The 24508-nt window shown below is 67.1% G+C and carries 17 protein-coding genes and 1 tRNA gene; 12 read left to right on the forward strand and 6 right to left on the reverse strand.

Annotation, left to right across the window (positions count from 1 at the left end; genetic code table 11):
- Nucleotides 1-94: 94 nt before the first annotated feature.
- The 5 genes from fucP to lldD are packed head-to-tail and all read left to right on the forward strand — an operon-like array spanning nt 95 to nt 5455.
- Complete coding sequence (gene fucP, locus LK533_RS00670) at nt 95-1408, forward strand: L-fucose:H+ symporter permease (protein WP_229360640.1); 1314 nt, start codon at nt 95-97, stop codon at nt 1406-1408.
- On the forward strand, nt 1405-2145 hold the full coding sequence (locus LK533_RS00675) for an SDR family oxidoreductase (RefSeq protein ID WP_229360641.1): 741 nt from the start codon (nt 1405-1407) through the stop codon (nt 2143-2145). Before fucP ends, LK533_RS00675 begins: the two co-directional genes overlap by 4 nt.
- Nucleotides 2146-2179: 34 nt before the next feature.
- Nucleotides 2180-3028, forward strand: a complete 849-nt coding sequence (locus LK533_RS00680; protein WP_229360642.1) for a fumarylacetoacetate hydrolase family protein — start codon at nt 2180-2182, stop codon at nt 3026-3028.
- Complete coding sequence (locus LK533_RS00685; RefSeq protein WP_229360643.1) at nt 3025-4314, forward strand: L-fuconate dehydratase; 1290 nt, start codon at nt 3025-3027, stop codon at nt 4312-4314. The genes LK533_RS00680 and LK533_RS00685 overlap by 4 nt, the downstream gene beginning before the upstream one ends.
- Nucleotides 4315-4318: 4 nt before the next feature.
- Complete coding sequence (gene lldD / locus LK533_RS00690; protein ID WP_229360644.1) at nt 4319-5455, forward strand: FMN-dependent L-lactate dehydrogenase LldD; 1137 nt, start codon at nt 4319-4321, stop codon at nt 5453-5455.
- Between the two features lie 42 nt (nt 5456-5497).
- Here the strand turns inward: lldD and LK533_RS00695 are convergent, their stop codons facing one another.
- On the reverse strand, nt 5498-8401 hold the full coding sequence (locus LK533_RS00695; protein ID WP_229360645.1) for a TonB-dependent receptor: 2904 nt from the start codon (nt 8399-8401) through the stop codon (nt 5498-5500).
- 160 nt (nt 8402-8561) lie between these two features.
- On the opposite strand from LK533_RS00695, the gene LK533_RS00700 reads away from it, so the two are divergent.
- Nucleotides 8562-9344, forward strand: a complete 783-nt coding sequence (locus LK533_RS00700) for an IclR family transcriptional regulator (protein WP_229360646.1) — start codon at nt 8562-8564, stop codon at nt 9342-9344.
- A 52-nt stretch (nt 9345-9396) separates the two neighbouring features.
- Here LK533_RS00700 and LK533_RS00705 read toward each other — a convergent pair whose 3' ends face one another.
- The gene (locus LK533_RS00705) at nt 9397-10989 is read right to left on the reverse strand and encodes an alpha-L-fucosidase (RefSeq protein ID WP_229361721.1); all 1593 of its coding nucleotides are present in this window, start codon (nt 10987-10989) and stop codon (nt 9397-9399) included.
- Between the two features lie 38 nt (nt 10990-11027).
- Nucleotides 11028-11927: an SGNH/GDSL hydrolase family protein gene (locus LK533_RS00710; RefSeq protein WP_229360647.1), complete on the reverse strand. Its 900-nt coding sequence runs from the start codon at nt 11925-11927 to the stop codon at nt 11028-11030.
- Between the two features lie 215 nt (nt 11928-12142).
- On the opposite strand from LK533_RS00710, the gene LK533_RS00715 reads away from it, so the two are divergent.
- The 3 genes from LK533_RS00715 to LK533_RS00725 are packed head-to-tail and all read left to right on the forward strand — an operon-like array spanning nt 12143 to nt 18947.
- Nucleotides 12143-14392: a WD40/YVTN/BNR-like repeat-containing protein gene (locus tag LK533_RS00715; protein ID WP_229360648.1), complete on the forward strand. Its 2250-nt coding sequence runs from the start codon at nt 12143-12145 to the stop codon at nt 14390-14392.
- A gap of 2 nt (nt 14393-14394) precedes the next feature.
- Complete coding sequence (locus LK533_RS00720; protein WP_229360649.1) at nt 14395-16017, forward strand: DUF5597 domain-containing protein; 1623 nt, start codon at nt 14395-14397, stop codon at nt 16015-16017.
- A gap of 50 nt (nt 16018-16067) precedes the next feature.
- Nucleotides 16068-18947, forward strand: a complete 2880-nt coding sequence (locus tag LK533_RS00725; protein ID WP_229360650.1) for a TIM-barrel domain-containing protein — start codon at nt 16068-16070, stop codon at nt 18945-18947.
- 323 nt (nt 18948-19270) lie between these two features.
- Here the strand turns inward: LK533_RS00725 and LK533_RS00730 are convergent, their stop codons facing one another.
- Both LK533_RS00730 and LK533_RS00735 read right to left on the reverse strand, forming a co-directional pair.
- A complete protein-coding gene (locus LK533_RS00730; protein WP_229360651.1) occupies nt 19271-20065 on the reverse strand; it encodes a GDSL-type esterase/lipase family protein in 795 nt (264 codons plus the stop codon).
- 5 nt (nt 20066-20070) lie between these two features.
- Nucleotides 20071-21042 carry an alpha/beta hydrolase gene (locus tag LK533_RS00735; RefSeq protein WP_229360652.1) on the reverse strand — a complete coding sequence of 324 codons (972 nt, stop codon included), beginning with the start codon at nt 21040-21042 and terminating at the stop codon, nt 20071-20073.
- Nucleotides 21043-21223: 181 nt separating this feature from the next.
- Here LK533_RS00735 and LK533_RS00740 point away from each other — a divergent pair, with 181 nt between their 5' ends.
- Nucleotides 21224-22165: a 3-keto-disaccharide hydrolase gene (locus LK533_RS00740; protein ID WP_229360653.1), complete on the forward strand. Its 942-nt coding sequence runs from the start codon at nt 21224-21226 to the stop codon at nt 22163-22165.
- A 180-nt stretch (nt 22166-22345) separates the two neighbouring features.
- On the opposite strand, the gene LK533_RS00745 is transcribed toward LK533_RS00740, so the two are convergent.
- Nucleotides 22346-22422: transfer RNA gene (locus LK533_RS00745), tRNA-Pro, on the reverse strand.
- A 144-nt stretch (nt 22423-22566) separates the two neighbouring features.
- On the opposite strand from LK533_RS00745, the gene yajC reads away from it, so the two are divergent.
- Nucleotides 22567-22908, forward strand: coding sequence for a preprotein translocase subunit YajC (gene yajC, locus LK533_RS00750; protein ID WP_229360654.1), 342 nt, complete (start codon nt 22567-22569; stop codon nt 22906-22908).
- Entirely contained in the window at nt 22908-24500 is a 1593-nt protein-coding gene (gene secD / locus LK533_RS00755) for a protein translocase subunit SecD (RefSeq protein ID WP_229360655.1), read from the forward strand. The genes yajC and secD overlap by 1 nt, the downstream gene beginning before the upstream one ends.
- The last annotated feature ends 8 nt before the right edge of the window (nt 24501-24508 follow it).

The raw sequence follows: 24508 nt of genomic DNA on the forward strand, positions 1-24508 counted from the left end.
TTTCATATATGCAATGCCGTTGCACATGCTGCGGCTTCATCCCCGATCCGAAAACGGACGGGCAGCCAGGAGCGGACGCTTGAACCAAGGATCCATGCACCAGGCACGAACGCCTTCCGATGCCCCATCAGATGGGCCGTTGATCCTGCCGGGGTATCGCGTCGGATTCGTGCTGATCGTCAGCCTGTTCTTTCTGTGGGCGGTGGCCGGCAACTTCAACGACATCCTGATCCGCCAGTTTCAAAAGGCGCTGGACCTCAACCGCGCGCAGGCCGGGCTGATCCAGTTCGTCTTTTACATCGGCTATTTCGTGATGGCGCTGCCGGCGGGCGTGGTGACGCGCCGCTTCGGCTATCGCGCCGGCATCCTGACCGGCCTTGCGCTGTATGCGGTGGGAGCGTTGCTGTTCTGGCCAGCGGCCGAAGTGCGCGAATATGGTGCGTTCCTGGGCGCGCTGTTCGTGCTCGCATCGGGCGCCGCGTTTCTGGAGACGAGCGCCAACCCCTATGTGGTTGCGTTCGGCGATCCGGCGCGGGCGGCGCAGCGGCTCAACCTGGCGCAGGGTTTCAACGGCTTCGGCGGGGTGGTGGCGCCTGCGATCGGCGGCCTGTTCATCTTTTCCGGGGTCGAGCATGACTCGGCCACGCTGGCTGCCATGTCGAGCACGCAGCTGGAGGCGTATCGCATCAGCGAGGCGCAGATGGTGCAGGTGCCGTATCTGGTGCTGGCGTGCATCGTGGCGGTGATCGCGGTCGCCATCGCGATGGTCCGCCTGCCCCAGGTGCAGACGCGCAGCGACGACGCACATGACGGATTGCGGCAGGTGCTGCGGACGCCGGGGCTGCTGGCGGCCGTGGTCGCGCAGTTCTTCTACGTCGGGGCGCAGGTCGGCATCTGGAGCTTCTTTGTCGACTTTGTGAAGGACAGCGTTCCCGCCACGCCCGAAAAGACGGCGGCCTATCTGCTGTCCGGCAGCCTGTTCCTGTTCATGGCCGGCCGGTTCATCGGTGCTGCGCTGATGCAGCGGATCGCGGCGACCCGGCTGCTGCTGATCTTTGCCGCCGTGAACGTCGTCTTGTGCGCGGTCGCCGCGCTTTCGTCCGGGTGGGTGGCGGTCGGCGCACTGGGGCTCACCAGCCTGTTCATGTCGATCATGTTCCCCACGATCTTCGCGCTGGGCGTGCGGGACCTGGGCCCGCGCGCCTCCATCGGCGCTTCGCTGATCATCATGGCGATCATCGGGGGCGCGATCGTGCCGCCGCTGATGGGCCTGGTCGCGGGCGCCGCCGGTGGCCTGCACATCGCCATGCTGCTGCCGCTCGTCTGTTTCGCAGCGGTTGCGCTGTTCGCCTTCCGATCGGACCGTGCGTCCGTGACACTCCAACCATATCCGAGGACCCAGGCATGAGACTGAACGGAAAACGCGCGCTGGTGACCGCTGCGGCGCAGGGCATCGGCCGCGCCATCGCCGACGCGTTCGTGGCGGAAGGGGCGACCGTCTATGCCGCGGACCTCAATGGCGAGTTGCTGGCGAACGTACCCGGCGTGACTCCGATCGTGCTCGACGTGACCGATCGCGAGGCGGTGGCGGCGCTGCCGCACCAGATCGGCGCAATCGACGTGCTGGTGAACGGCGCCGGCTTCGTCCACGCCGGCGACATCCTGGCGTGCGACGAGGATGCGTTCGCCTTTTCGATGAACATCAACGTCACCGCCATGTACCGGCTGTGCCGCGCCTTCCTGCCCGGGATGCTGGACCAGCAGCAGGGGTCGATCATCAACATCGCCTCGATCGCGTCGAGCGTGAAGGGCATTCCCAACCGCTTCGCTTATGGCACCACCAAGGCGGCGGTGATCGGCCTCACCAAGGCGATCGCGGCGGATTATGTCGCCAAGGGCATCCGCAGCAACGCGATCTGCCCCGGCACGATCGACTCGCCGTCGCTGCGCCAGCGCGTCGCCGAACAGGCGGCGGCATCGGGCACCGACCTTGCCGAGGCGACCGCGGCGTTCGTTGCGCGCCAGCCCGTCGGGCGCCTGGGCCGGCCCGAGGAGATCGCCGCGCTTGCGCTTTATCTCGCCAGCGACGAGTCCGCATTCACCACCGGCACCACCCATGTGATCGACGGCGGCTGGGTCAACTGAGCCCAAGCGCCTTTCAGCATAAAGGTATTTCCACATGAAGCTTCTGCGTTACGGCCCGCTGGGCCAGGAAAAGCCGGGCGTGCTCGACGCCGATGGCGTGATCCGCGACCTGTCCTCCGTCGTTCCCGACATCGCCGGGGCGACGCTGACCCCGGAAGGTCTGGCTGCGCTTGCCGACCTCGATCTGAAGACGCTGCCGGTCGTGCAGGGTGACCCGCGCATCGGCGCCTGCGTCGGCCAGGTGGGCAAGTTCATCTGCATCGGCCTGAACTACAGCGACCACGCCGCCGAAACCGGGGCAGAGGTGCCCAAGGAGCCGGTGATCTTCAACAAGTGGACCAGCGCGATCTGCGGGCCCAACGACGATGTCGAGATGCCGCGCGATTCGACCAAGCTCGACTGGGAGGTCGAGTTGGGCGTGGTGATCGGCAAGCCCGGCCGCTACATCGACCAGGCCGATGCGATGGACCATGTCGCCGGCTATTGCGTGATCAACGACGTCAGCGAGCGCGCCTTCCAGCTGGAGCGCGGCGGCACCTGGGACAAGGGCAAGGGCTGCGACACCTTCGGCCCGATCGGCCCGTGGCTGGTCACCGCCGACGAGGCGCCGGCGCATGGTTCGATGCGGCTGTGGCTGGAGGTCGACGGCCACCGCTATCAGGATGGCACCACCGCGACGATGGTGTTCGACGTGCCCACGATCATCGCCTATCTCAGCCGCTTCATGAGCCTGCAGCCGGGCGACGTCATCTCCACCGGCACGCCGCCGGGCGTGGGCCTGGGTCAGCGGCCGCCGAAGTTCCTCTCCGTCGGGCAGGTGATGCGGCTCGGCATCGATGGCCTGGGCGAGCAGACGCAGCGGGTGGTGGAGGCGCGCGCGTGACGCAGATCACCGGCCTGCGCATCCGCGATGTCCGCTTCCCGACCAGCCAGTCGCTGGACGGGTCGGACGCGATGAACCCGGATCCGGACTATTCGGCGGCCTATGTCGTTCTGGAAACCGACGCCGCCGGGCTGGAGGGGCATGGCCTGACCTTCACGATCGGGCGCGGCAACGAGATCTGCGTGGCCGCGATCGGCGCCCTGCGCGAGCGCGTGATCGGGCTCAACCTCGACTGGATCGCCGAGGATGCGGGCCGCTTCTGGCGTCACATCACCAATGACAGCCAGCTGCGCTGGATCGGGCCGGACAAGGGCGCGATCCACCTTGCCACCGGTGCCGTCGTCAACGCGGTCTGGGACCTGTGGGCCAAGGCGGCGGGCAAGCCCGTGTGGCAGCTCGTCGCCGACATGAGCCCGGAGGAGCTCGTCCGCACGATCGACTTCCGCTACATCACCGACTTCATCACGCCCGAGGAAGCACTGGCGCTGCTCACCGAGCGCGCCGAGGGCAAGGCGGAGCGGGTGGCGACGCTGAAGGCAGAGGGCTATCCCTGCTACACCACCTCGGCCGGGTGGCTCGGCTATTCGGACGAGAAGCTGTACCGGCTGGCGCGGGAAGCGGTCGACGCCGGGTTCGACCACATCAAGCTCAAGGTCGGTCGCGACCTGGAGGACGATATCCGCCGGCTGCGCATCGCGCGCGAGGCGATCGGCCCCGACGCCAAGCTGATGATCGACGCCAACCAGATCTGGGAAGTCGACCAGGCGATCGAATGGGTGAACGCGCTTGCGTTTGCCAAGCCCTGGTTCATCGAGGAGCCGACCAGCCCCGACGACGTGCTTGGCCACGCCGCGATCCGCCGCGGCATCGGCGACGTGAAGGTCGCGACCGGCGAGATGTGCCAGAACCGCATCCTGTTCAAGCAGTTCATGGCGGCCGGTGCGATCGACGTCGTGCAGATCGACGCCTGCCGGCTGGGCGGGGTGAACGAAGTGCTGGCGGTGCTGCTGATGGCGGCCAAGCACGGCCTGCCGGTGTGCCCGCACGCCGGGGGCGTGGGACTGTGCGAATATGTGCAGCACCTGTCGATGATCGACTATCTGTGCTTTGCCGGTACGCGTGAGGGACGGGTGATCGAATATGTCGACCATCTGCACGAGCATTTCGTCGACCCCTGCGTCATCCGCGATGCCGCCTATATGCCGCCGACGCGGCCGGGCTATTCGATCGAGATGAAGCCGGAGTCGATCGAGCAGTACGCGGTCTCGGCCGAAGTCCGGTACTAGGGCGATGATCGTCTCCTCCACGCTCGACTTCCGGGAGGCGGCGCGGCGGCGGCTGCCGCGCTTCCTGTTCGATTATGCGGACGGCGGTGCCTATGCCGAGCATACGATGGCGCGCAATGTGGCGGACCTCGCCGACATCGCGCTGCGCCAGCGGGTGCTGCGCGACGTGGCGGAGATCGACCTTGGCACTAGTCTGTTCGGGCGGCGGATGGCGCTGCCGGTCGGGCTGGGGCCGGTCGGCATCAGCGGCATGTACCATCGGCGGGGGGAAACCCAGGCGGCACGGGCCGCGGCCCGTGCCGGGGTGCCGTTCTGCCTGTCGACCGTGTCGATCTGCCCGCTGGCCGAGGTGAAGCGGGCGAGCGGTTCCGGGCCCTTGTGGTTCCAGCTCTATGTCATCCGCGACCGTGCCTTCATGCGCGACCTGATCGCGACGGCGAAGGAGCAGGGTGCCGAAGCGCTGGTATTCACCGTCGACATGCCGGTGCCGGGCGCACGCTATCGCGACGCCCATTCGGGCATGTCGGGGCCGGGTGCCTCGTTCAAGCGGGTGCTGCAGGCGCTGGGGCGGCCCAGATGGGCGTGGGACGTGGGCCTGCGCGGCCGCCCGCACCAGCTCGGCAATCTGGAGCCGGTGCTTGGCGCGAAAAGCGGGCTCAACGATTATATGGGCTGGCTCGGCGCGAACTTCGATCCGTCGATCTCCTGGGCCGATCTCGAATGGATCCGCGCCGCCTGGGACGGGCCCTTGATCATCAAGGGCATCCTGGACGTCGAGGATGCGCGCTCGGCCGTCGCGATCGGGGCGGACGGGATCGTCGTTTCCAACCATGGCGGGCGGCAGCTCGACGGGGTGCTGTCGACGGCACGCGCGCTGCCGGCGATCGCCGATGCGGTGCGCGGGCAGGTGACGGTGCTGGCGGACTCCGGCGTCCGGTCTGGGCTGGACGTGGTGCGGATGCTGGCGCTGGGCGCGGAGGGCGTGCTGCTCGGCCGCGCCTGGGTCTATGCACTGGCTGCACGGGGCGAGGCGGGAATCGACCTGCTGATGACCCTGATCGAGCGCGAGATGCGCGTGGCAATGGCGCTCACCGGCGTCCGCAGCATCGCCGAGATCGACCGCTCGATCCTGACGGCCTGAAACGATCCGGGGCCGACCTGGTGGTCGGCCCCGGAAGGTTCGTCAGTAGGTGATCCGGGCGGTGATGCTCACCCGGCGATCGTTCAGGACATAGGACTGCGGGCGGCTTTCGATCCCGTAATAGGTCCGGTTTTCCGTGTTGGTCAGGTTGATGCCGTCGACGGTGAGCGCGAAGTTCGGCGACACCGTGTACGTCACCGACGCATCGAGCTGGCCGCGCTCTGCATTGAAGATCGGCAGGTTGCCGCTGCCGTTGCCGGCGGTGGTCACGACATACTTGCTGCGCCAGTTGTAGGCGACGCGGGCCGAGAGCGGGCCGCGATCGTAGAAGCCGACCAGGTTGTAGCTGTACTTCGACAGCTGCTCGAGCGGCACGAACAGCTGGTTGCCCGACGTGTCGCGCGCGCCGGGGCTGGGCGCCTTGCTGTCAACAAAGGTGAAGTTCGCCTGCGTGCCGAAGCCGGAGAGCCAGCCAGGCAGGAAGTCGAAGAAGGTGTTGCCGCCCACTTCGAAGCCCTTGATCTTGCCGTTGTCGCCGTTCAGCGGACGCGTCACCTGGTAGGTGTAGCTGTTGTCGCCGAAGGTGAAGGTCTCCGGTGCCGTGACGTTTGCGATGAAGCCGTCGACCTTCTTGTAGAAGCCGGCCGCGTACAGCGACCCCGTAAGCGAGAAATAATATTCCAGCGAGGCGTCGAACTGACTGGCCGTCAACGGCTTCAGATTGGCATTGCCCGAGGAAGCGACACGCTGCCCGCCGGTCGTGACATATTCGTTGATCGCGATGTTCGGGTTGAGCTGCGAGAAGTCGGGACGGCTGAGCGCCTTGGAGGCCGCCAGGCGGAGCTGAAGCTGGTCCGTCAGGTGGAAGGTCAGGTTCAGGCTCGGCAGGAACTTGGTATATTCGGAGTCTGCCGTGATCGGGACAAACGACACCGTACCGTTGCCATAGACCGGGAGACCGGTGACTTCATCGGTGCCGGTCTGGACTTGCGGTGACCGGCTCTCGAAGCCGGCGGTGCCGACTTCCGTCTTGACCACGCGCAGGCCGATGTTGCCGTCGAACGGCACGGCAAAGGCGTCGCTGCCGAACTTGACCATGCCATAGGCGGTGTAGGTCTTTTCGCTCTGCGTGTTGCGGTCGCTCGGCTGGTAGCCGACGCCGTCGAGCAGCGCCTGCTGCTGCGAGGGATCGACGAACGGCGCGAGCGCGGCACGCGTGTCGTCATAATCGAGCACGATGTTGCGGTTGAAGAAGATCGCCCCGGCGGGGAGCACTTCGTTGCCGCGATACAGCTCGCCCGCCAGCGGCCGCAGTTCATAAAGGTCGGAGCTCAGCGCCCGGGTGAGGCCGTAATAGGCGTAGGTGCTGGAATCCGTCACCGCCGAACGATCGGTATAGCGCACGCCGGCGCTGATCGACTTCAGGAAGCCGTCGAACTTGTACTGGACGTCGAAGCGCCCGGCATATTCGGTGCCGACCGAGTGATCGATATGGTCGAGATAGCCCGCGCCCGAGGCATAGTTGGCCGGATCGGTGGTGATGCCGTTGCCGTTGGAGGGATCATTATCCGGCGAGATGATCATCGCCGGTACGCCATTGCCTGCGGTCATATAGACGCGCTCAGCCGTCGAGGAGAGGATCACGATCGACCGCTGGCCGCTGGTGGTGCCCCGGATGTACTGGAAATCGCCGTTGATCGTCAGGCGGTCGTTCGGCGTCCACTTGGCATTGAGCGAATAGTCGCTCGTCACCGAATGGCGGGTTTCCAGGCTGGTGTTGGCATTCACCGGGACGTTGGCAAAGGTGCCGCTGGTGAAGTTGCCGTCCTCGTCATAGGTGAACGGCTGGGTGTAGTCCGGGGTGATCGGGTTGTCGCCGGTGTAGGCGAAGTAGCTGTAGTCGCCGTAGCGGAACTTATAGTCCGAGCGGATATATTCGCCGGTGAGCAGCAGCGTGTCGGTCGGCTTCCACTGGATGGCGACGTCGGTGCCCAGGCGGCGGCGGTCGCCGATATATTCGCCGATGCCGACGCCGTGGCTCAGATAGGTCGGCTGCCCGGTACGGCCGAGGCCGGCCGCGGTCGCGACATCGCCCGGGCTGATATACTCGCCGTCGGCGTTGCGCGCCTCGTTCAGCAGGTAAAACGGCTGGCTGGAGATCTGGTCCTGGCGGAATGCGGTCTGCTGATAGGCCACGTCGACCATGACGCCGATTTCGCCGATGCCGGTGTCCCAGCGGTTCGAAAGCAGCAGGTTCGCCTGCGGCTTGCTGGCGCCGTACAGGTCATAATAGTTGATGCCGCCGCTGACCGAGGCCTTGAAGCCGTCGAAGTCGAAGGGCTTGCGCGTGCGCAGGTTGATCAGGCCGCCGATGCCGCCCTCGATCAGGTCCGCCGACGGGTTCTTGTAGACGTCGACGCCCGCGAGCAGCTCGGACGGCACGTCCTCCAGGCTCAGCGAGCGACCCCCGCTTGCCGTGAAAATATCGCGGCCGTTGATTTCGGTACGGACCTGGCTGAGCCCGCGAATGGCGACGGAGCTGCCCTCGCCATAGGAGCGCTGGATCTGCACGCCGGTGATGCGCTGCAGCGCCTCTGCCACGTTCCGGTCGGGAAGCTTGCCGATGTCCTCCGCCACGATCGAGTCGACGATCTGGTCCGCGTTGCGCTTGATGCTCTGCGCGCTGGAGAGGCTGGCGCGGACACCGGTGATGACGATCTCGTCCGATGCGACTCCGCTGCTGTCGTTCTGGGTGTCGACCGACGCTGCGTCACCGCTGGGGGAGACCGTCGCGCTCTGCGCCGCGCCAGGGCCCTGCGGGATGTCGGCGGGAGCTGCGGTCTGTGCCGCCGCGGGCGCTCCAAGACCCAGAAACAACGCAAAGAGCGATGCCCCTGCGTTCAACCGATGACGGCGCAGCATCTGCGCAGAAGCTAGGTGTCCCATGATTTCCTCTCCGTATGGGCGGCTCCTTACCGAAGCGCTTGGTTCAACTTACCGCAGTTCAACGACGTATGAAATATGAAAACAGGTTTCATACTTGATGATTCTCGAGCCCCTTGTTTGCACTGGAGGGTGCGTTCAAGCTGGTGCACGGGAGAAAAGGATGACGACGAAATCGCGCTACCAAGCCCCCGCTCTGAAAAAGGGGCTGGAGATCCTCGAGCTGCTGGCGACGGCGGAGGCAGGCCTGTCGATGTCCGACATTTCCGGCGCGCTCGGGCGCTCGGTCAGCGAGATCTTTCGCATGCTCCAGGTGCTTGAGGAGCATCGCTACATCCTGCGGGACGAAAGCGGTTTCCGGCTGACCAGCCGCCTGTTCTCGCTGGGCATGCGCCAGCCGCCGGTGCGCGACCTGGTGTCTACCGCCTTGCCCGTGATGCAGGAACTGGCGCGCAACACGGGGCAGAGTTGCCATCTTGCCGTCCCGTCCGGGTCCGACATGGTCGTGATCGCAGGCATCGAGGCACCGGGCCTGATCGGCTTTGCCGTGCGGATCGGCTACCGCCGGCCGCTGCATCTCTCCGCATCGGGCCGGATCCTGCTCGCCTTCCAACCGCGCAACGCCCGCGCCGGTATGCTGGCCGAGGTGCGCGAAGCCGGACACGTGGTGGATGAAGCCGCGTTGTTCCCGGTCCTCGACGCCCTCGCGGCAGACGGGGGCGGGGGCGCGCCCAGCCCGGTGCTGAACGGCATCATGGACATATCCGTCCCCGTGCTGTCGGGCTATGTCGCTCGGGCGGCGCTCACCATTCCCTTTGTCGACGGTCCGGGCAGCCGGGTTGCCCTGGCGGAGACCAGGGCCGCGCTGGAGGCAGCGGCGGCGGAGGTCAGCGGGCAGCTGGCGCCATCCGGCCAGCCGGACCAGCTCGCGCTCCCGCAGACTTAGCGCGGGCGGGCTTGCGGCGACAGACCGCAGGATTGGGGCTGGGCGCCGAGCGTCAGGCGATGCCACCGCCGTCGATCCGGATCACGGGGACGATCGCATCGCTGGCCGGCATGTCGAGGTGCAGTCCCGCCGCGTCGCGCCGGTGCCGGATCGTGCCGCCTCCAAGCAAGGTTACGCGTTCGACGACGCCGTCCCGCCAGTGGCGAGTCCCCAGCGACTCGATCGAGACACTGCCGCGTGGTGCTTTGAGGAACAGGGCGTAGAGCGCGCCCTTGTTGACGGTGAAGCGGACGTCACGCGGCGTGAAGCCGGCGAAGCTGCCCTCGTTCTGCATGCCCGCGACGAGCTTGGTCGGTCCTTCGCCATAGACCCGCCATGGCCGGGAGCCGAAAATCGCCGCGTCGTTGACCTGCATCCACGCGGCCATGCCGTCCAGGATCTTCTCCTCTTCGGAGTCGATCGACCCGTCACCGGGTTGCGGGATGGAGAGCAGCAGGTTGCCGTTCTTGGACACGACATCGGCGAGCCGTTGCAGCACGTCTTCCGCAGTCTTGTAGCTGCGGTCGTTCAACCGGGCGACGTTGTAGAACCAATCGCCGATGCAGGTGTCGGTCTGCCACGGCTCTTCCCACAGATGGTCGGTGAAGCCGCGCTCGACGTCTTGGACCAGGCCGAAGCGGGCATAGGGCTTCAGCTGCTTGGCCGTGACGACGACGTCGATCTTGCCGTGCCACTCGATCGACCGATTGTAGTAATCGGCCACCGCCTGCAGCCCGACCGGGCCGAAGGGCAGCTCATAATCGTCGAAATAGACGAGGTCGGGCTTGTACTTCTCGACCATGTCGATCTGGCGCAACAGCCAGCGCGTGACATAGCCCGGGTCGTTGGCAGGCCCGTGCTCGACCCACTGGCCGTCGTTCTTGTCGTGCCATTCGTTCATGGCGGCGATGCTGTCGATGCCGTCGGGCGCCACCATATGGCCGCCGGTGTAGAGCCGCTGCGGGTCCAGCCCCTCCCACCATGTGCCGCGACCATCGGCCTTGGTGCGCCGGAACGCGTCGTAGCGCTCGCCCTTGCGCGGGCCGGTCGGGTCATAGCCATAGCCGGTCTGGTACCAGTGCCAGGCGTGCGCGGCATGGTTGGAGATGCCGAACTTCAGCCCCGCGTTGCGCGCGACCTTTTCCCAAGTGCCGACGATGTCCTTCTTCGGACCCACCCGCAGGCTGTTCCACTCGTGATAACGGCTGTCGTAGCAATCGAGATTGTCGTGGTGGCAGCCCAGCGCCATGAAGTACTTCGCGCCCGCCTTCACATAGCGCTGCATCAGCGCCTCGGGCTCCCACCGGTCGGCAGTCCAGCGGTTGAGGATGTCCATCATGCCGGTGCCGGTCGGATGGCCATAGGTCTTCAGGTGATGCTCGTACATCGGGTGACCCTGCATATACAGGAACCGACCGTACCAATCGCCTTGCTCGGGCACCGACTGCGGGCCCCAATGCGACCACAGACCAAGCTTGGCGTCGCGGAACCAGTCGGGGTAGCGATACTGGCTGACGAGCGAGGGCCAGGTCGGCGCCACGGGGCCGCGCGCCATGCCCATCGGGCTTTGCGCATGGGCGGTGCGGGCTATCCCGAGCGCTGCCATGCCGGCGAGCACCGAGCGGCGGCCGAGTGCGCTCCCGATCACTTGCCGAGCACTCGTGCGATCGCCGCGAGCGCGACCGGCCGCATCGCGGCATAGCCGGCGGGCGTCGGGTGTACGCCGTCGCTCGCGAGGCCCGGCTTCATCGCGCCGTCCGCGGTCGCGAGCACCGGGTGATAGTCGACATAGGCGAAGCCGTTGGCGGCGGCATAGCGCTTCAGCCAGGCATTCATCTCGGCGATCTGCGGGACGGGCCGCTTGTCCGGGCTCCACGGGAAGCTGGCGGCGGGCGGGATGGAGGCCAGGATCACCTTGATGCCGTTGGCACGCGCCAGTTCGGCCATGCTCTGAATATTGCCCTGAACGAACGCCATGGTTGCCGCGCCCGTGTTGCCGGCGATGTCGTTGGTGCCGGCCATGATGTGCACGGCCTGCGGCTTGAGCGCGAGCACGTCCTGGCGGAAGCGGACCAGCATCTGCGGCGTCGTCTGCCCGCTGATGCCACGGTCGACCCGACCCTCGGTAAACATGCCAGGATCGGCGTTGATCCAGTTGTCCGTGATCGAATCGCCCATGAAGACCACCCGGACCGGCTGCTTCAGTGCCTCGGCATTCTGCGCGCGATAGCGGCACAGCTGGCCATAGTCGCGGGTCAGCATGCGCAGGTTCCACATCTGCCAGCCCTCGCCATCCTTGGGCATGGGGTGGCTGGGGCAGGGATCGGCGACGATTCCCACCGGATCGCCGGCATAGGGGTCACCCGGAACCTTTGTCTGCGCGGCCGCCGGGGCAGCGGCGCTGCCGAGGAGGATCGGGATCAGGAAAAGGCGGGAGAGGGGGTGCCGCGAACGCTTGTCGGAAGCGCCCTGGTTGTGGAACCATTCGCCCCGACGGCGGATCCCCGCGTCGGCCAGCGCCCGGCAAGTCGAAAGCCCTTGCATCCAGTCCTCCCCTGCGCGTCGCCTTGTGGCAACTGTCGCGGCTAGTAGAAACAGAAGGAGACACGACCTATTTCGAAGATGCGCGCTCTCCGCACTTGTTAGCGGTATCGTCCATGCTATCAGGAGCCGTCAAGTGACCGCCCGCGGAAGGTTGGGCGGCGCTCGGCAGGGGAGGTGATGTGAGACAGCGATCAAGGCTGCGCAGCGCAGGGCAGATGGCTCTGCTCCTGTCCCTGTTGCCGTCGCCCGTCGCCGCCGAACCGATTACGCCCTCCGCCCCGGCGCCCTATGTTTGGCAGAATGTCGTCGTCGGAGGCGGTGGATTCGCGCCCGGCATCGTCTTCAGCCCGGTCGAGCGCAACCTCGCCTATCTGCGCACCGACATGGGCGGCGCCTATCGCTGGGACGCGCGTGCGCAGCGCTGGATCCCGCTGCAGGATGCCAATGCCGTCTCCAGCCTGATGGGGATCGAGAGCATCGCGCCGGATCCGGTGGATGCGAGTCGCGTCTACATGGCGGCGGGGATGCATGCGCGCGGAGAAGCTGCGATCCTGCGCTCCACCGATCGCGGCGCGCATTGGCAGATCACGCCGGTGCCGTTCCGCATGGGCGGAAACGAGGATGGTCGCGGGCTCGGCGAGCGGCTGGCGATCGATCCGCACCACCCCCGCACCCTGTTGTTCGGATCCCGTCACGATGGCCTGTGGCGAAGCGAAGACGCGGCGGAGACGTGGCACCGGGTAGCGTCGTTTCCGCTCGCCGGCCTGGGCGCGCCGCCCGTGCGCAGGACGCATGGCGGACTGAGCTTCGTGGTCTTCGATCCCAAGCGCGCCGGGCGCGTCTTTGTCGGTAGCGCTGATCCGGGCACGCGGCACCTGTTCCGTTCCGACGATGGCGGCCGCAGCTGGGCGGCGGTAGCCGGCGGGCCCGAGCGGACGCTGCTTCCGGTCAAGGCGGCGCTGGGCGGGGACGGCGTGCTGACCATCACCTATTCCGACGCGATCGGGCCGAACGGCATCACCCGGGGGGCGGTGTGGCGCCATGATCCCCAGGCGCAGCACTGGCAGGACGTGACGCCCGAGCGCGGGCCGGGCGCCGCGCCCGGCGGCTACATGGGCGTGGCGGTTTCGGCGCAGGACCCGCGTACGATCGCGGTTTCCACGGTCAATCGCTACAAGCCCGGCGATACGGTTTGGCAGTCGAGCGACGCGGGCCTGCATTGGGACGAGTTGCGCCGGCGCAGCACGCGCGACGTCTCGGCAACGCCGTTCCTCGATTTCGGCGACAAGGCGAACTTCGGGCATTGGATCGCCGGCCTCGCGATCGATCCGTTCGACCCGCAGCATGCCGCCTATGTGACCGGCGCGACCTTGTACGCATCTCAGGGGTTTGGTTCGGGCGGGGCCATGGCGTGGAAGCCGTGGACGAAAGCGATCGAGCAGACGGCGGTCATCACGCTGGTGAGTCCAACCGGCGGCGCGCCGCTCGTGTCGGGGTTCGGCGACATCGCCGGCTTCCGCCACGACGATCTGTTGCAGTCGCCACCGGCGATGCACCGCAATCCGCTGCTCAGCAACACCAACACGCTCGACTATGCGGGGACGGCGCCGGAGGTGATGGTCCGCAGCGGCAGCACCCACACGCGCGAGGTGCCCGGCGCCTCGCTCGCCTGGTCCAAGGACGGCGGCGCAAGCTGGCAGCCGCTGGTGCCGCCCGCGTCAGCACCGCGGGCAGACGGCACGCCCGCACCGGAGCGGACGGGCGATGCTCCCATCATCGTGTCGGCCGACGGCAGCGGCTTCCTGGTCGTGACGGACCAGCCGGTGCGCACCGGTGATCGCGGCAGGAGCTGGCAGCGTATCGAGGGGGTGCCGGCGGGCGCGCGTCCCGCCGCGGACAAGGTCGATCCGCAGCGCATGTATGTCGTCGACACCCAGGCGGGTCGCTTCCTGCGCAGCAACGACGGCGGCCGCCGCTTCGTGTCCGTTGCGACCCGGGGACTTCCCGCCGATCTTTCCGCTGCACGCTCTCCCAATCGCGAGGCGCAGAACCCGCTGATGGCGACACCGGGCAAGGCAGGCATGCTCTGGCTGCGCCTGGGCGAGCAGCTCTATCGCAGCGTCGATGGCGGCGACCATTGGGTTCGCCTTGGCGGCGAGCTGGCGATCACGCATTACGGGCTCGGCGCCGCCGCGCCCGGGGGCCGATGGCCGACGCTCTACGCGATCGGGCGCATGCAGGGGCTGACGGGGATCTGGCGCTCGACCGATGGCGGCACCGACTGGCAGCGGATCAACGACGACCAGCACCAATGGGGCCTGCGGTTCCGGGTGATCTCGGGGGATCCGCGCCGGTTCGGGCGGGTCTATATCGGCACGGATGGGCGCGGCATCGTCTTTGGTGATCCCGCGCCGACTGCCGACCAGAACAAGAGTGGCGCGGTCGCGCGCCGGACAAGGGGATGACCATGAAACCATTCATCGGCCTGCTCGGCTGCGCACTTCTTGCCGCCGTGCCGGCGTTCGCGCAGGCGCCTGCAACCGAGGTGCCGCAGCTGGTGACGCGCAACGGGCGCCACGCACTGATGGTCGACGGCGCGCCCTTCCTGGTGCTGGCCGGGCAGGTCCACAACAGCAGCAACTATGCCGCCGCGTTGCCGCAGGTATGGCCGACGCTGGACCGGATCCACGCCAACACCATCGAGATCCCGGTCGCCTGGCAGCAGGTCGAACCGGTCGAGGGGCAGTTCGACTTTTCCTTCGTGCAGACGTTGCTCGACCAGGCGCGCGCGCACGACAAGCGCGTCGTGCTGCTCTGGTTCGGCACCTGGAAGAACACCGGGCCCGCCTATACGCCGGACTGGGTGAAGCTCGACAACCGCCGCTTCCCGCGGATGAAGGCGAAGGACGGCAGCGACCATTATGTCCACACGCCGCACGGCCGCGCCACGCTGGAGGCGGACAAACGCGCCTTTGTCCGGCTGATGACCTATTTGCGCGACCGTGATCCGCAGAACACGGTGATCCTGGTCCAGCCGCAAAACGAGGTCGGCAGCTATCGCAGCCCGCGCGACTATTCGGCCGAGGCGAACCGGCTGTTCGCGCAGCCGGTTCCGGCCGCGCTTGCCAAGCGACTGGGCAAGCCCGTGGGCACCTGGAGCGTGCTGTTCGGGGCGCAGGCGGACCGGGCGTTCAACACCTGGTACACCGCGCGCTACGTCGACGAGATCGCGGCCGCCGGCAAGGCGGTGAAGCCGCTGCCGATGTTCGTGAACGCCGCGCTTGCGGGCCCCTCGAACGTACCCGACCCGACCGGCGTCGCCAGCGGCGGGCCGCAGCAGGACGTGCTCGACATCTGGAAGGCGGCGGCGCCCGCGATCGATTTCGCCGGGCCGGACATTTACGACCGGGCGAGCGGCAACGTCGTCCAGTATCTCGACAAATATGCGCGTGCCGACAACGCGCTGATGGTACCGGAGATCGGCAACGCCCGCGAGTTCGCGCGCTTCTTCTACGAAACCGTGGGTCGCGGCGGGATCGGCTTCTCGCCGTTCGGCATGGATGACACGGGGTATTCCAATTATCCGCTGGGCGCCAAGACGCTGGACGCGGAGACGCTGGATGCGTTCGCGCTGCCGTACGGAGTCTTCTCCGGCATGATGCGCGACTGGGCGCGGATCGCCTTCGAACGCCCGACCTGGGGGGCGGCCAAGCCCGACGATGGTGCCGAGGTGCGCACCACCATGGGCGACTGGAAGGTCTCCGCCGGCTGGGGCGAGTGGCAGTTCGGCGAAAAGGCCTGGACCTGGCTGAAGTCGGAGAAGCCGGCCTGGGCCGACGCCCCGGTGGGCGGCATCGCCGTGGCCCAGCTGTCGGCCGACCAGTTCCTGGTCACCGGCGACCATGTTCGCGTCCGGTTCGAGGACGCCAAGGGTGCCAAGAACGCGATTCTGTTGCGCGTGGAGGAGGGGCATTTCGCCGAGGGCCGCTGGGTGACCGATCGCGTCTGGAACGGCGACCAGACCGACTATGGCATCAACATCATCGATCGTCCCACGCTGCTGCGGGTGACGATGGGACACTATCGCTGAGATCATGCCCTTTGAGGCTGGCGAACAAAGATACACGGGGAAGGACGCACATGAAAAAGGCAATGATCATCGCCCTGCTGGCCGGGAGCGCGATCGCAGCGCCCGCGCTTGCGCAGGGGAAAGGTGGCTATGAGCGAACCGCGGGTGGGGTCGTGGTCACCCCCGCTTCCGGACCGGCGGCGCGGGTCGAGCTGACGGTGCATGGCGATGGCGTTGTCCATGTCGTCGCCAGTCCCAAGGGCATGGAGGGTCTGACGCGCGGCGACAGCCTGATGGTGCCGCAGCCCCCCGCGCCGGGCGCCTTCACGGTCGCCGAGAACAAGGGCCATGTGCAGCTGAAGGCAGCGCGCACGACGGCGGACGTCGACCTCGCCACGGGCAAGGTGCGTTTCCTCGACGCCACGGGCAAGGTGCTGCTGGACGAGGCGGGAGCACCGACGTTCCGCCCTCGCACGGTCGAGGGGCGCCAGTATGTTGCCGCCTCGCAGCAGTTCAACCGCGGCACGGACGAGGCGATCTATGGCCTAGGCCAGCACCAGAATGCGCAGATGAACTTCAACGGCGAGGACGTCGAACTCGCCCAGCACAACATGGACATCGCCGTCCCGTTCATCGTCTCCACGCGCAACTACGGCTTGTTGTGGGACAATGACGGCATCACCCGCTTCGGCAACCCCAAGCCCTATGCGCTTGTCGGCGAGGGCATGAAGGTGACCAGCGGCGGCAAGCCCGGCTTCTCCGCGCAGTATTTCCTCGACGGCAAGCTGGCGGTCAGCCAGCGTGAGGCCACCATCAACTACCAGTACATCCGTGACCAGGCGAAGTGGCCGGCCGCGGCAAAGGCCGACACCACCGCCGCGACGGGCGGGCAGAACACCGCCGGCAACGCCGTGCAGAAGCAGACGGTCGTCTGGACCGGCACACTGCATCCCGACAACACCGGTACGCACAAGTTCCAGGTCTATGGATCGAGCTACTTCAAGGTCTTTGCCGACGGCAAGGAAGTGCTCAACCGCTGGCGCCAGAACTGGAACCCCTGGTACGCGAACTTCGACCTGCCGATGACCAAGGGCAAGCCGCTCGACATCCGCATCGAGTGGGAGCCCAACGCCGGCTATATGGCGTTCTTCCACAATGATCCGTTGCCCGCGGAGGATCGCAACTCGGTCTGGTTCACCAGCGACACCGCGCGCGCGGTCAATTACTGGTTCGTGCCCGGTGCGAACATGGACGGCGTGATCGCCGGCTATCGACAGCTGACGGGCAAGTCGGTGATGCTGCCCAAATGGGCCTATGGCTTCTGGCAGTCGCGCCAGCGCTACAACACCCAGGCCGAAGTGATCGGCGTGGTGGAGAAATACCGCAGCCTGGGCATCCCGCTCGACAATGTCGTGCAGGACTGGTTCTACTGGCCGGAGAATGCGTGGGGCAGCCACGAGTTCGAGAAGAGCCGCTTCCCCGATCCGCAGGGAATGGTGGACCGCATCCACGCGCTCAACGCCCGGTTCATGATCTCGGTCTGGCCGAAGTTCTATCCCACGACCAAGAACTACAAGGAAATGGCCGACAAGGGCCTCATGTACCAGGGCAACCTGCGCATGGCGAACAAGGATTGGGTCGGACAGGGCTATCTCAACACCGACTATGACGCCTATTCCGACGAGGCGCGCAAGATCTACTGGCGCCAGATCGAGAAGTCGTTGGGCAAGATCGGCACCGACGCCTGGTGGCTGGATGCGAGCGAGCCGGACATCCACTCGAACCTGTCGATCGACGAGCGGATCGAGACGATGGGACCGACCGCGCGCGGCCCGGCGGAGGAGTTCTTCAACAGCTATCCGCTGGTGCATGTGGGCGGGGTCTATGCTGGCTGGCGCCGGTTCAAGCCGGACGTGCGGCCGTTCATCCTGACCCGCTCGGGCTTCGGCGGCCTGCAGCGAGAGGGCGCGGCGGTCTGGTCGGGCGACGTGGCGAGCCGCTGGTTCGATCTGCGCGCGCAGATTTCCGCCGGCGTCAACACGGCGATGTCGGGGCTGGCCAACTGGACCCATGACATCGGCGGGTTCGCGCTGGAGGACCGCTATGCCAAGAATCCGACGCCCCAGGCGCTGGACGAATGGCGCGAGCTGAACCTGCGCTGGTTCCAGTTCGGCGCGTTCAGCCCGCTGTTCCGCAGCCATGGCGAAGCTCCGTACCGCGAGATCTACGAGATTTCGCCCGAGGGCAGCCCGATGCGCGAGTCGATGGTCTGGTACGACAAGCTGCGCTACCGGCTGATGCCCTATATCTACACGCTGGCGGCAGACACCTGGCACCGCGACGGCAGCATCATGCGCGGGCTGGTGATGGACTGGCCCAACGATCCCAAGGCGCGCGACATCAACGACGAATATCTGTTCGGCGACGCGTTCCTGGTCGCGCCAGTGACGGAGTACAAGGCGCGTACGCGCTCCGTGTACCTGCCGGGTGCCTCCACCAGCTGGTACGACTTCGACAGCGGCAAGGCGTACCGCGGTGGCCAGCAGGTGACGGTGCCCGCGCCCTTCGAGCGGATGCCGCTGTTCGTCCGCGCGGGCGCGATCGTGCCGATGGGACCGGTCACGCAATATGTCGACGAGAAGCGCGACGCACCGCTGACGCTGACCGTCTACACCGGCGCCGATGGGCGGTTCTCGCTCTATGAGGACGATGGCACGAGCGAGCAGTATCGTTCGGGCGCGTTCAGCCGCATTCCGATCGCGTATGACGAGGCGACGGGCGCGGTCATGATCGGCGCGCGCGAGGGACAGGGCTTTGCCGGCATGCCGGCAACGCGCGAGTTCCGCATCCGCTGGATGACGCCGGGACGGCCGCTCGGGTCGGCAGACGAGCCTGCCGACGCGACCGTCGCGTATACGGGTGCCGCCGTGCAGGTCGCCCGGCCGCGCTGAGGCGGCGCCGGGGGCGGCTTGGTGCCGCCCCCGGCAGCGGTTATCGGTACCCCGGCAGAGGTGAAACCTTTGCATGAGCTGCGACAACCGCCTCACATGCTGCCGTATCCCTGCGCAGGCAGGGATCCAGGGCCAAGCAGATCAACCGCTCGCGGTATGTGCCGCTCTGGGTTCCCGCCTGCGCGGGAGCACGTCGAGGGAGTTGCAAAGGCAGCGGGTTCGGGTGCGAAGACGGTGGAGAGAACGCGCCCTCCCGAGCCACACCGCTACTGGACCCCAGCCTTCGCCAGCGAGCACGGTGCGTTTCGGACGCCGGCTACCCTTTAGCGGCGGACCTGCTTGGCGGTCGCGCGCTCGATCGCGGCCTGGGCGATCGGCGCCATGCGGGCGTATCCTGGCTTGAGCGGGTGAACGCCGTCCTCGGTGAGCGGGCGCTGCATCAATCCCTGCGCGTCGACCAGCGCGGCCGCATAATCCGCATAGACATAGCCACGGGTCGCGCAGAACTGCCGAAGCCAGGCGTTCAGCGCGCGCAACGTCTCCGGCCGACGTTCCTTGAGCACGTCCTTTGCCTGTTCGGTGTAGTTGTTCACCGGCAGCAGCGATCCGAACACCACCGCGATGCCGTGGCGATCGGCGAGGTCGGCCATCGCCTCCCAGTTGGTCTCGATCTGCTCGGGGGTCTCCTGCTGCAGGAAGCCCTGGATGTCGTTCACCCCGGCCAGGATCACCACCGCCTTGGGACGAAGCGCAACCACGTCCTGGTGGAAGCGCAGCAGCATCTGCGACGTAACCTGGCTGCCGATCCCGCGGTTGATATAGGGTTTTCCCGGGAAGCTCGCGGCGAGGTCCCAGCGATCCGTGATCGAATCGCCCAGGAAAACGACGCGCTGTTCGCCGGCCTTGGGTGGTCCTAGTTTGCGGTTGGCCTCCGCGTAGAGATAGCGCTCGCCGAAGTCCTGCATCAGGCTTGGCACCAGCTGCTGGCGGAACGGGCCGAGCCACGGGCCCCAGTCCTTTTCCGCTACCGTGCGTCGCGGGGGCGAACTCTGGTGCACCGGCTCGCTTTGCGCCTGCGCGCTGCCCGCGACCACCGCCAGCAGCAGCGCCGTCGCCATCCGCCTCATGCGCGGAAGATGCCCTTGCGCATGCCATAGGCGTGGAACAGCTCGGGCCAGGCGGCGGTGGTCATCGGCGGCCTGGGTCGCGCGCCATAGCCATGGCCGCTCTCGTCGAACACGTGGAGCGCGGCCGGCCGCTCGGCCGCGAGCAGCGCGTTGTACAGGGCGATGCTGTTCGCCACCGGCACCAGTCCGTCGTCGCCCGAATGGACCAGGAAGGTGGGCGGCGTGTCCTTGGTCACGCGCGTCTCGACCGAGGCGGCGCGGCGCAACGCGGCGGGCGCATCGGCACCCAGCAGATTGTCGCGCGACCCGCCATGGGTGAACGGCGCCTCCATGCTCACCACCGGGTAGAGCAACCCCGCAAGATCGGGACGCGCAGACAGCCGATCCGCTGCGTCCACCGGCGCATAGACCTGTTCGGCAAAGCGCGTCGCCAGCGAGCCCGCAAGATGGCCCCCGGCCGAAAAGCCGAGGATCGCCACGCGTGCCGGATCGATGCCGAACTCGCCGGCGCGCGAGCGGATCACCCGCATCGCCCGCTGCGCGTCCTGCAGCGGCACCAGTTGACGCTGGTCCCAGCCTTCGCCCGGCAGGCGATAGAGCAGGATGAAGGCGGTGATGCCCCGCGCGTTGAGCCACGCTGCCTGCTCGGTGCCTTCATTGTCGTAAGACAGGAACCCATAGCCGCCGCCCGGCATCAGCAGCACCGCCGCGCCGTTGGGGCGGGCAGGCCGGCGCACGACCAGGACGGGCTTGGCGATGCCGGTCACCCAGCGGTCGGGATGGGCCGGATCCTTTGACTGGTCTTCGATCTTGCGGGCGATGGTGGCGTGACGATCCCCCGGGATTGCGCCAGGCCACAAGGCGACGCTTTCGTCGCCGGGGGCAAGCTGCGCGCGTGCCGGCATCGCCGTAAGCGCCGCGATGCCGGCGCCCGCCACCAGAAACTGCCTTCTCGACGCTGCGTCCATGCTTTGATCCCCTCCGCCCGGTCCGTCCCGGTTCTCCTGAAGGAAAGACGTTAGGGGAAGTTGCCTCGCGACGTAAGCTCCGGACGATCCAGAATCGCAGGCAAAGGCCGTTCACCTGCCGGCGATCGCGCGCTAGGCTTGCTGCAGGATCGCCGCTCAGGCGACGGGGGAGGGAACCGGCATGGGGTATCATCGAGTGTTCGTGGCGCTGCTGGTGCTCTCCGCATCCGCCGCAGCACAGGACTCCAAGCAACAGGCGCGTGCGATTGCCGGTGAGCCCGTAGCTGCGCCGCAGCGGCTTGCGCTGACCGACTTGCCAGTACCGACGGGTAAGGCGACGGCGTTGTTCGATGGACGCAGCCTGGAAGGCTGGGAGCCGTGGCTTGGCTATGCCGATCCCTCGATCACCTACCAGGCGAAGCCCGCCGCGACTCCGATCGGCACGGGCCGCGACACTCGTGGCGACTTTGCCGTGCGCACCGTCGATGGCGCGCCCGCGATCTGGGTGAAAGGCGCGACCTGGGGCAGCCTGGTGCACCGCGCCGACCTTCGCGATTACCACCTGCGCCTGCAGTTCAAATGGGGTGCAAAGACCTGGGCGCCACGCGAGAAGCAGCCGCGCAACAACGGCCTCCTGTACCACAGCCATGGCGCGCCCGGCGAGGTGTTCGGCACCTGGCGACCCTCGGCCGAGTTCGAAATCATGACGGGCTCCACCGGCATGATCGTCGCGGTGGGAAGCAAGATGCGCGGGCGCACCAATGTGGCGTTCGATCCCTCCTTGATCGCGCCGCATCTGCGCTTTGACCCGACGGGACGCGAGATCGACATCGTGAACGCCACGCCGACCTGGAATGTCGAGGCAGCGACCGACGCCGAGCGCCCGATCGGAGCGTGGAACACGCTCGACCTCTATGTCGTCGGCGATCGTGCGGTGCACGTCGTCAACGGCGTGCCGGTGGCGGAAGTGCGGGATCTGGCGACGATCGCTGCGGACGGACGTCGCGAGCCTCTGACCCACGGCCAGATCCAGCTTCAGTCCGAAGGTGCCGAAACGTGGTTCAGGGCAATCACCGTCGAGCCGATCAGGACATTGCCCCGGATTGTTGTCGCAGGACGGTAGGTCTGGGCAGGTCGGCCACGTCGCACGGTGCCGGAGGGCTTGCCGCGCGACTGGTGTTCGAAGAAGCCTGCTGTGCTGCGGCTCTCGAGCTTGCTGGCGTCGATTATTGGGCCAGTTCCTGCTCTGCGCCTGCTGGCGAAGAGGGCCCAGCGAGTTCTCGTGCGAAGTCGCTGATCTTGTTGGTCGGGGCGACAGGATTCGAACCTGCGACCCCCACACCCCCAGTGTGATGCGCTACCAGGCTGCGCTACGCCCCGACCGAGCGCCGCCCTCTAGGCGCGTCGCGCGCCGCTTGCAAGCATTAAGGACGCCCGTTGCCACGCGGGCACGCGCATGATAGCGCGCGCCGCTTGAACGGCCCGGCGTCCGCGGCCTTTTTTTCATCAGGTTTCCAAGCACCCATGCTCGTCCCCAAAGCCTTTGCCCAGTCCGCCGGTGCGACCGCCCAGGGCGGTGCACTTGCGTCGTTCGTGTCGATCGCGCCGCTGATCCTGATCTTCGTGGTCTTCTACTTCCTCATGATTCGCCCGCAGCAGAAGCGCATGAAGACGCTGCAGACCGCGATCGCGAACGTGAAGAAGGGTGACCAGGTCGTGACCGCCGGTGGCCTGCTGGGCCGCGTGACTCGTGTCGAGGACGCCGTGGTCGAGGTCGAAATCGCACCCAACACCCGCGTGCGCGTCGTCAAGGCGACCATCGCCGAAGTGACGCCGCCGGCCGGCGCCAAGCCCGCGAACGACTGATGCTCGATTTCCCGCGCTGGAAGGTCCGGGCCATCTGGCTCGGCGTCCTCATCATGGTGTTGCTCGCGGTGCCGAGCCTGCTGCCGGAGCGCACCCGCGCCCAGTTGCCGGGCTGGGTGCCGACGCCGACGATCAACCTGGGTCTCGACCTGGCGGGCGGCAGCTACATCCTGCTGGAGGCCAAGACCTCCGACGTCGCCACCACGCGGCTGGAACAGATGCGGGAACAGGTCTCGACCGAGATGCGGCGCGCCCCGCGCGTCCAGATCGGCGACATCTCCACGCGCGGCGGGCGCCTGTCGTTCATGGTGCGCGACGTCGCACAGGTGGACGCGGCGCGCGAGAAGCTGCTGTCGATCACCGGCGGTGGCGCCGGGCTGACCGGCCAGCGCGAATGGGACATCGAGGTGGTCGACCAGACCCGCTTCGTACTGACCCAGACTGACGCGGGGCTCACCCAGGCCGTCGACCGGGCGATGGACGACGCGACCGACGTCGTGCGCCGCCGCATCGACGAGCTGGGCACGCGTGAGCCGACCATCATCCGCCAGGGTTCGAACCGCATCGTCGTGCAGGTCCCGGGCCTGAGCGACCCCAAGGCGCTGAAGGAGCTGCTCGGCAAGACCGCGCGGCTCGAGTTCAAGCTGGTCGACACGACCGCTGATCCGGCAGCGGTGCTGCGCGGCGACGCGCCGGTCGGCAGCCAGATCCTGCGCTATCAGGGCACGGGCCAGCCGATCGCGGTCAAGCGCAACACGATCATTTCGGGCGACCAGCTTGCCGACGCGCGCCAGTCCTATGACCAGAACGGCCAGCCCAACGTCGACATCACCTTCGACAGCGTGGGTGGTCGCCGCTTCGCGACCGTCACGCGCGAGAATGTGAACAAGCCGTTCGCGATCATCGTCGACAATCAGGTGATCTCGGCGCCGAACATCAACGAGCCGATCCTGGGCGGTCGCGCCTCGGTCTCCGGTGGCTTCACCGTCGACGAGGCGAACCAGCTGGCGATCGCGCTGCGCTCGGGCAAGCTGCCGGTCGACCTGACGGTGGTTCAGGAAAGCACGGTGAGCCCTGAGCTTGGCGACGATTCGATCCGCGCCGGCATCCTGGCGTCGGTGATCGCAGCCGTGGCCGTGATCGCGTTCATGATCCTGACCTATGGCCGGTTCGGCATCTATGCGACCACCGCGGTCGTCATCAACGTGCTGGTGATTCTGGCGGTGATGGGAATGCTCCACGCCACCCTGACGCTGCCGGGCATCGCCGGCTTCGTGCTGACGATCGGTACTGCGGTCGACGCCAACGTGCTGATCAACGAGCGCATTCGTGAGGAGCGGCGGCGCGGCCGCAGCGTGATCCAGTCGTTGGAGCTCGGCTACAAGGAAGCGAGCCGCACCATCTTCGAGGCGAACGTGACGCACGCGATCGCCGGCCTCATCATGCTGCTGCTCGGCTCCGGCCCGATCCGCGGCTTTGCGGTCGTGCTGCTGCTGGGCATCGCCACCTCGGTCTTCACCGCGGTCACCTTTACGCGCATGCTCGTGTCGGGCTGGGTTCGCAGGAACCGGCCGACCGAGATCCACATCTAGGACGCCGA

This window comes from Sphingomonas sp. PL-96 (assembly GCF_020707215.1).
In the GTDB taxonomy this organism is placed as follows: domain Bacteria; phylum Pseudomonadota; class Alphaproteobacteria; order Sphingomonadales; family Sphingomonadaceae; genus Sphingomonas.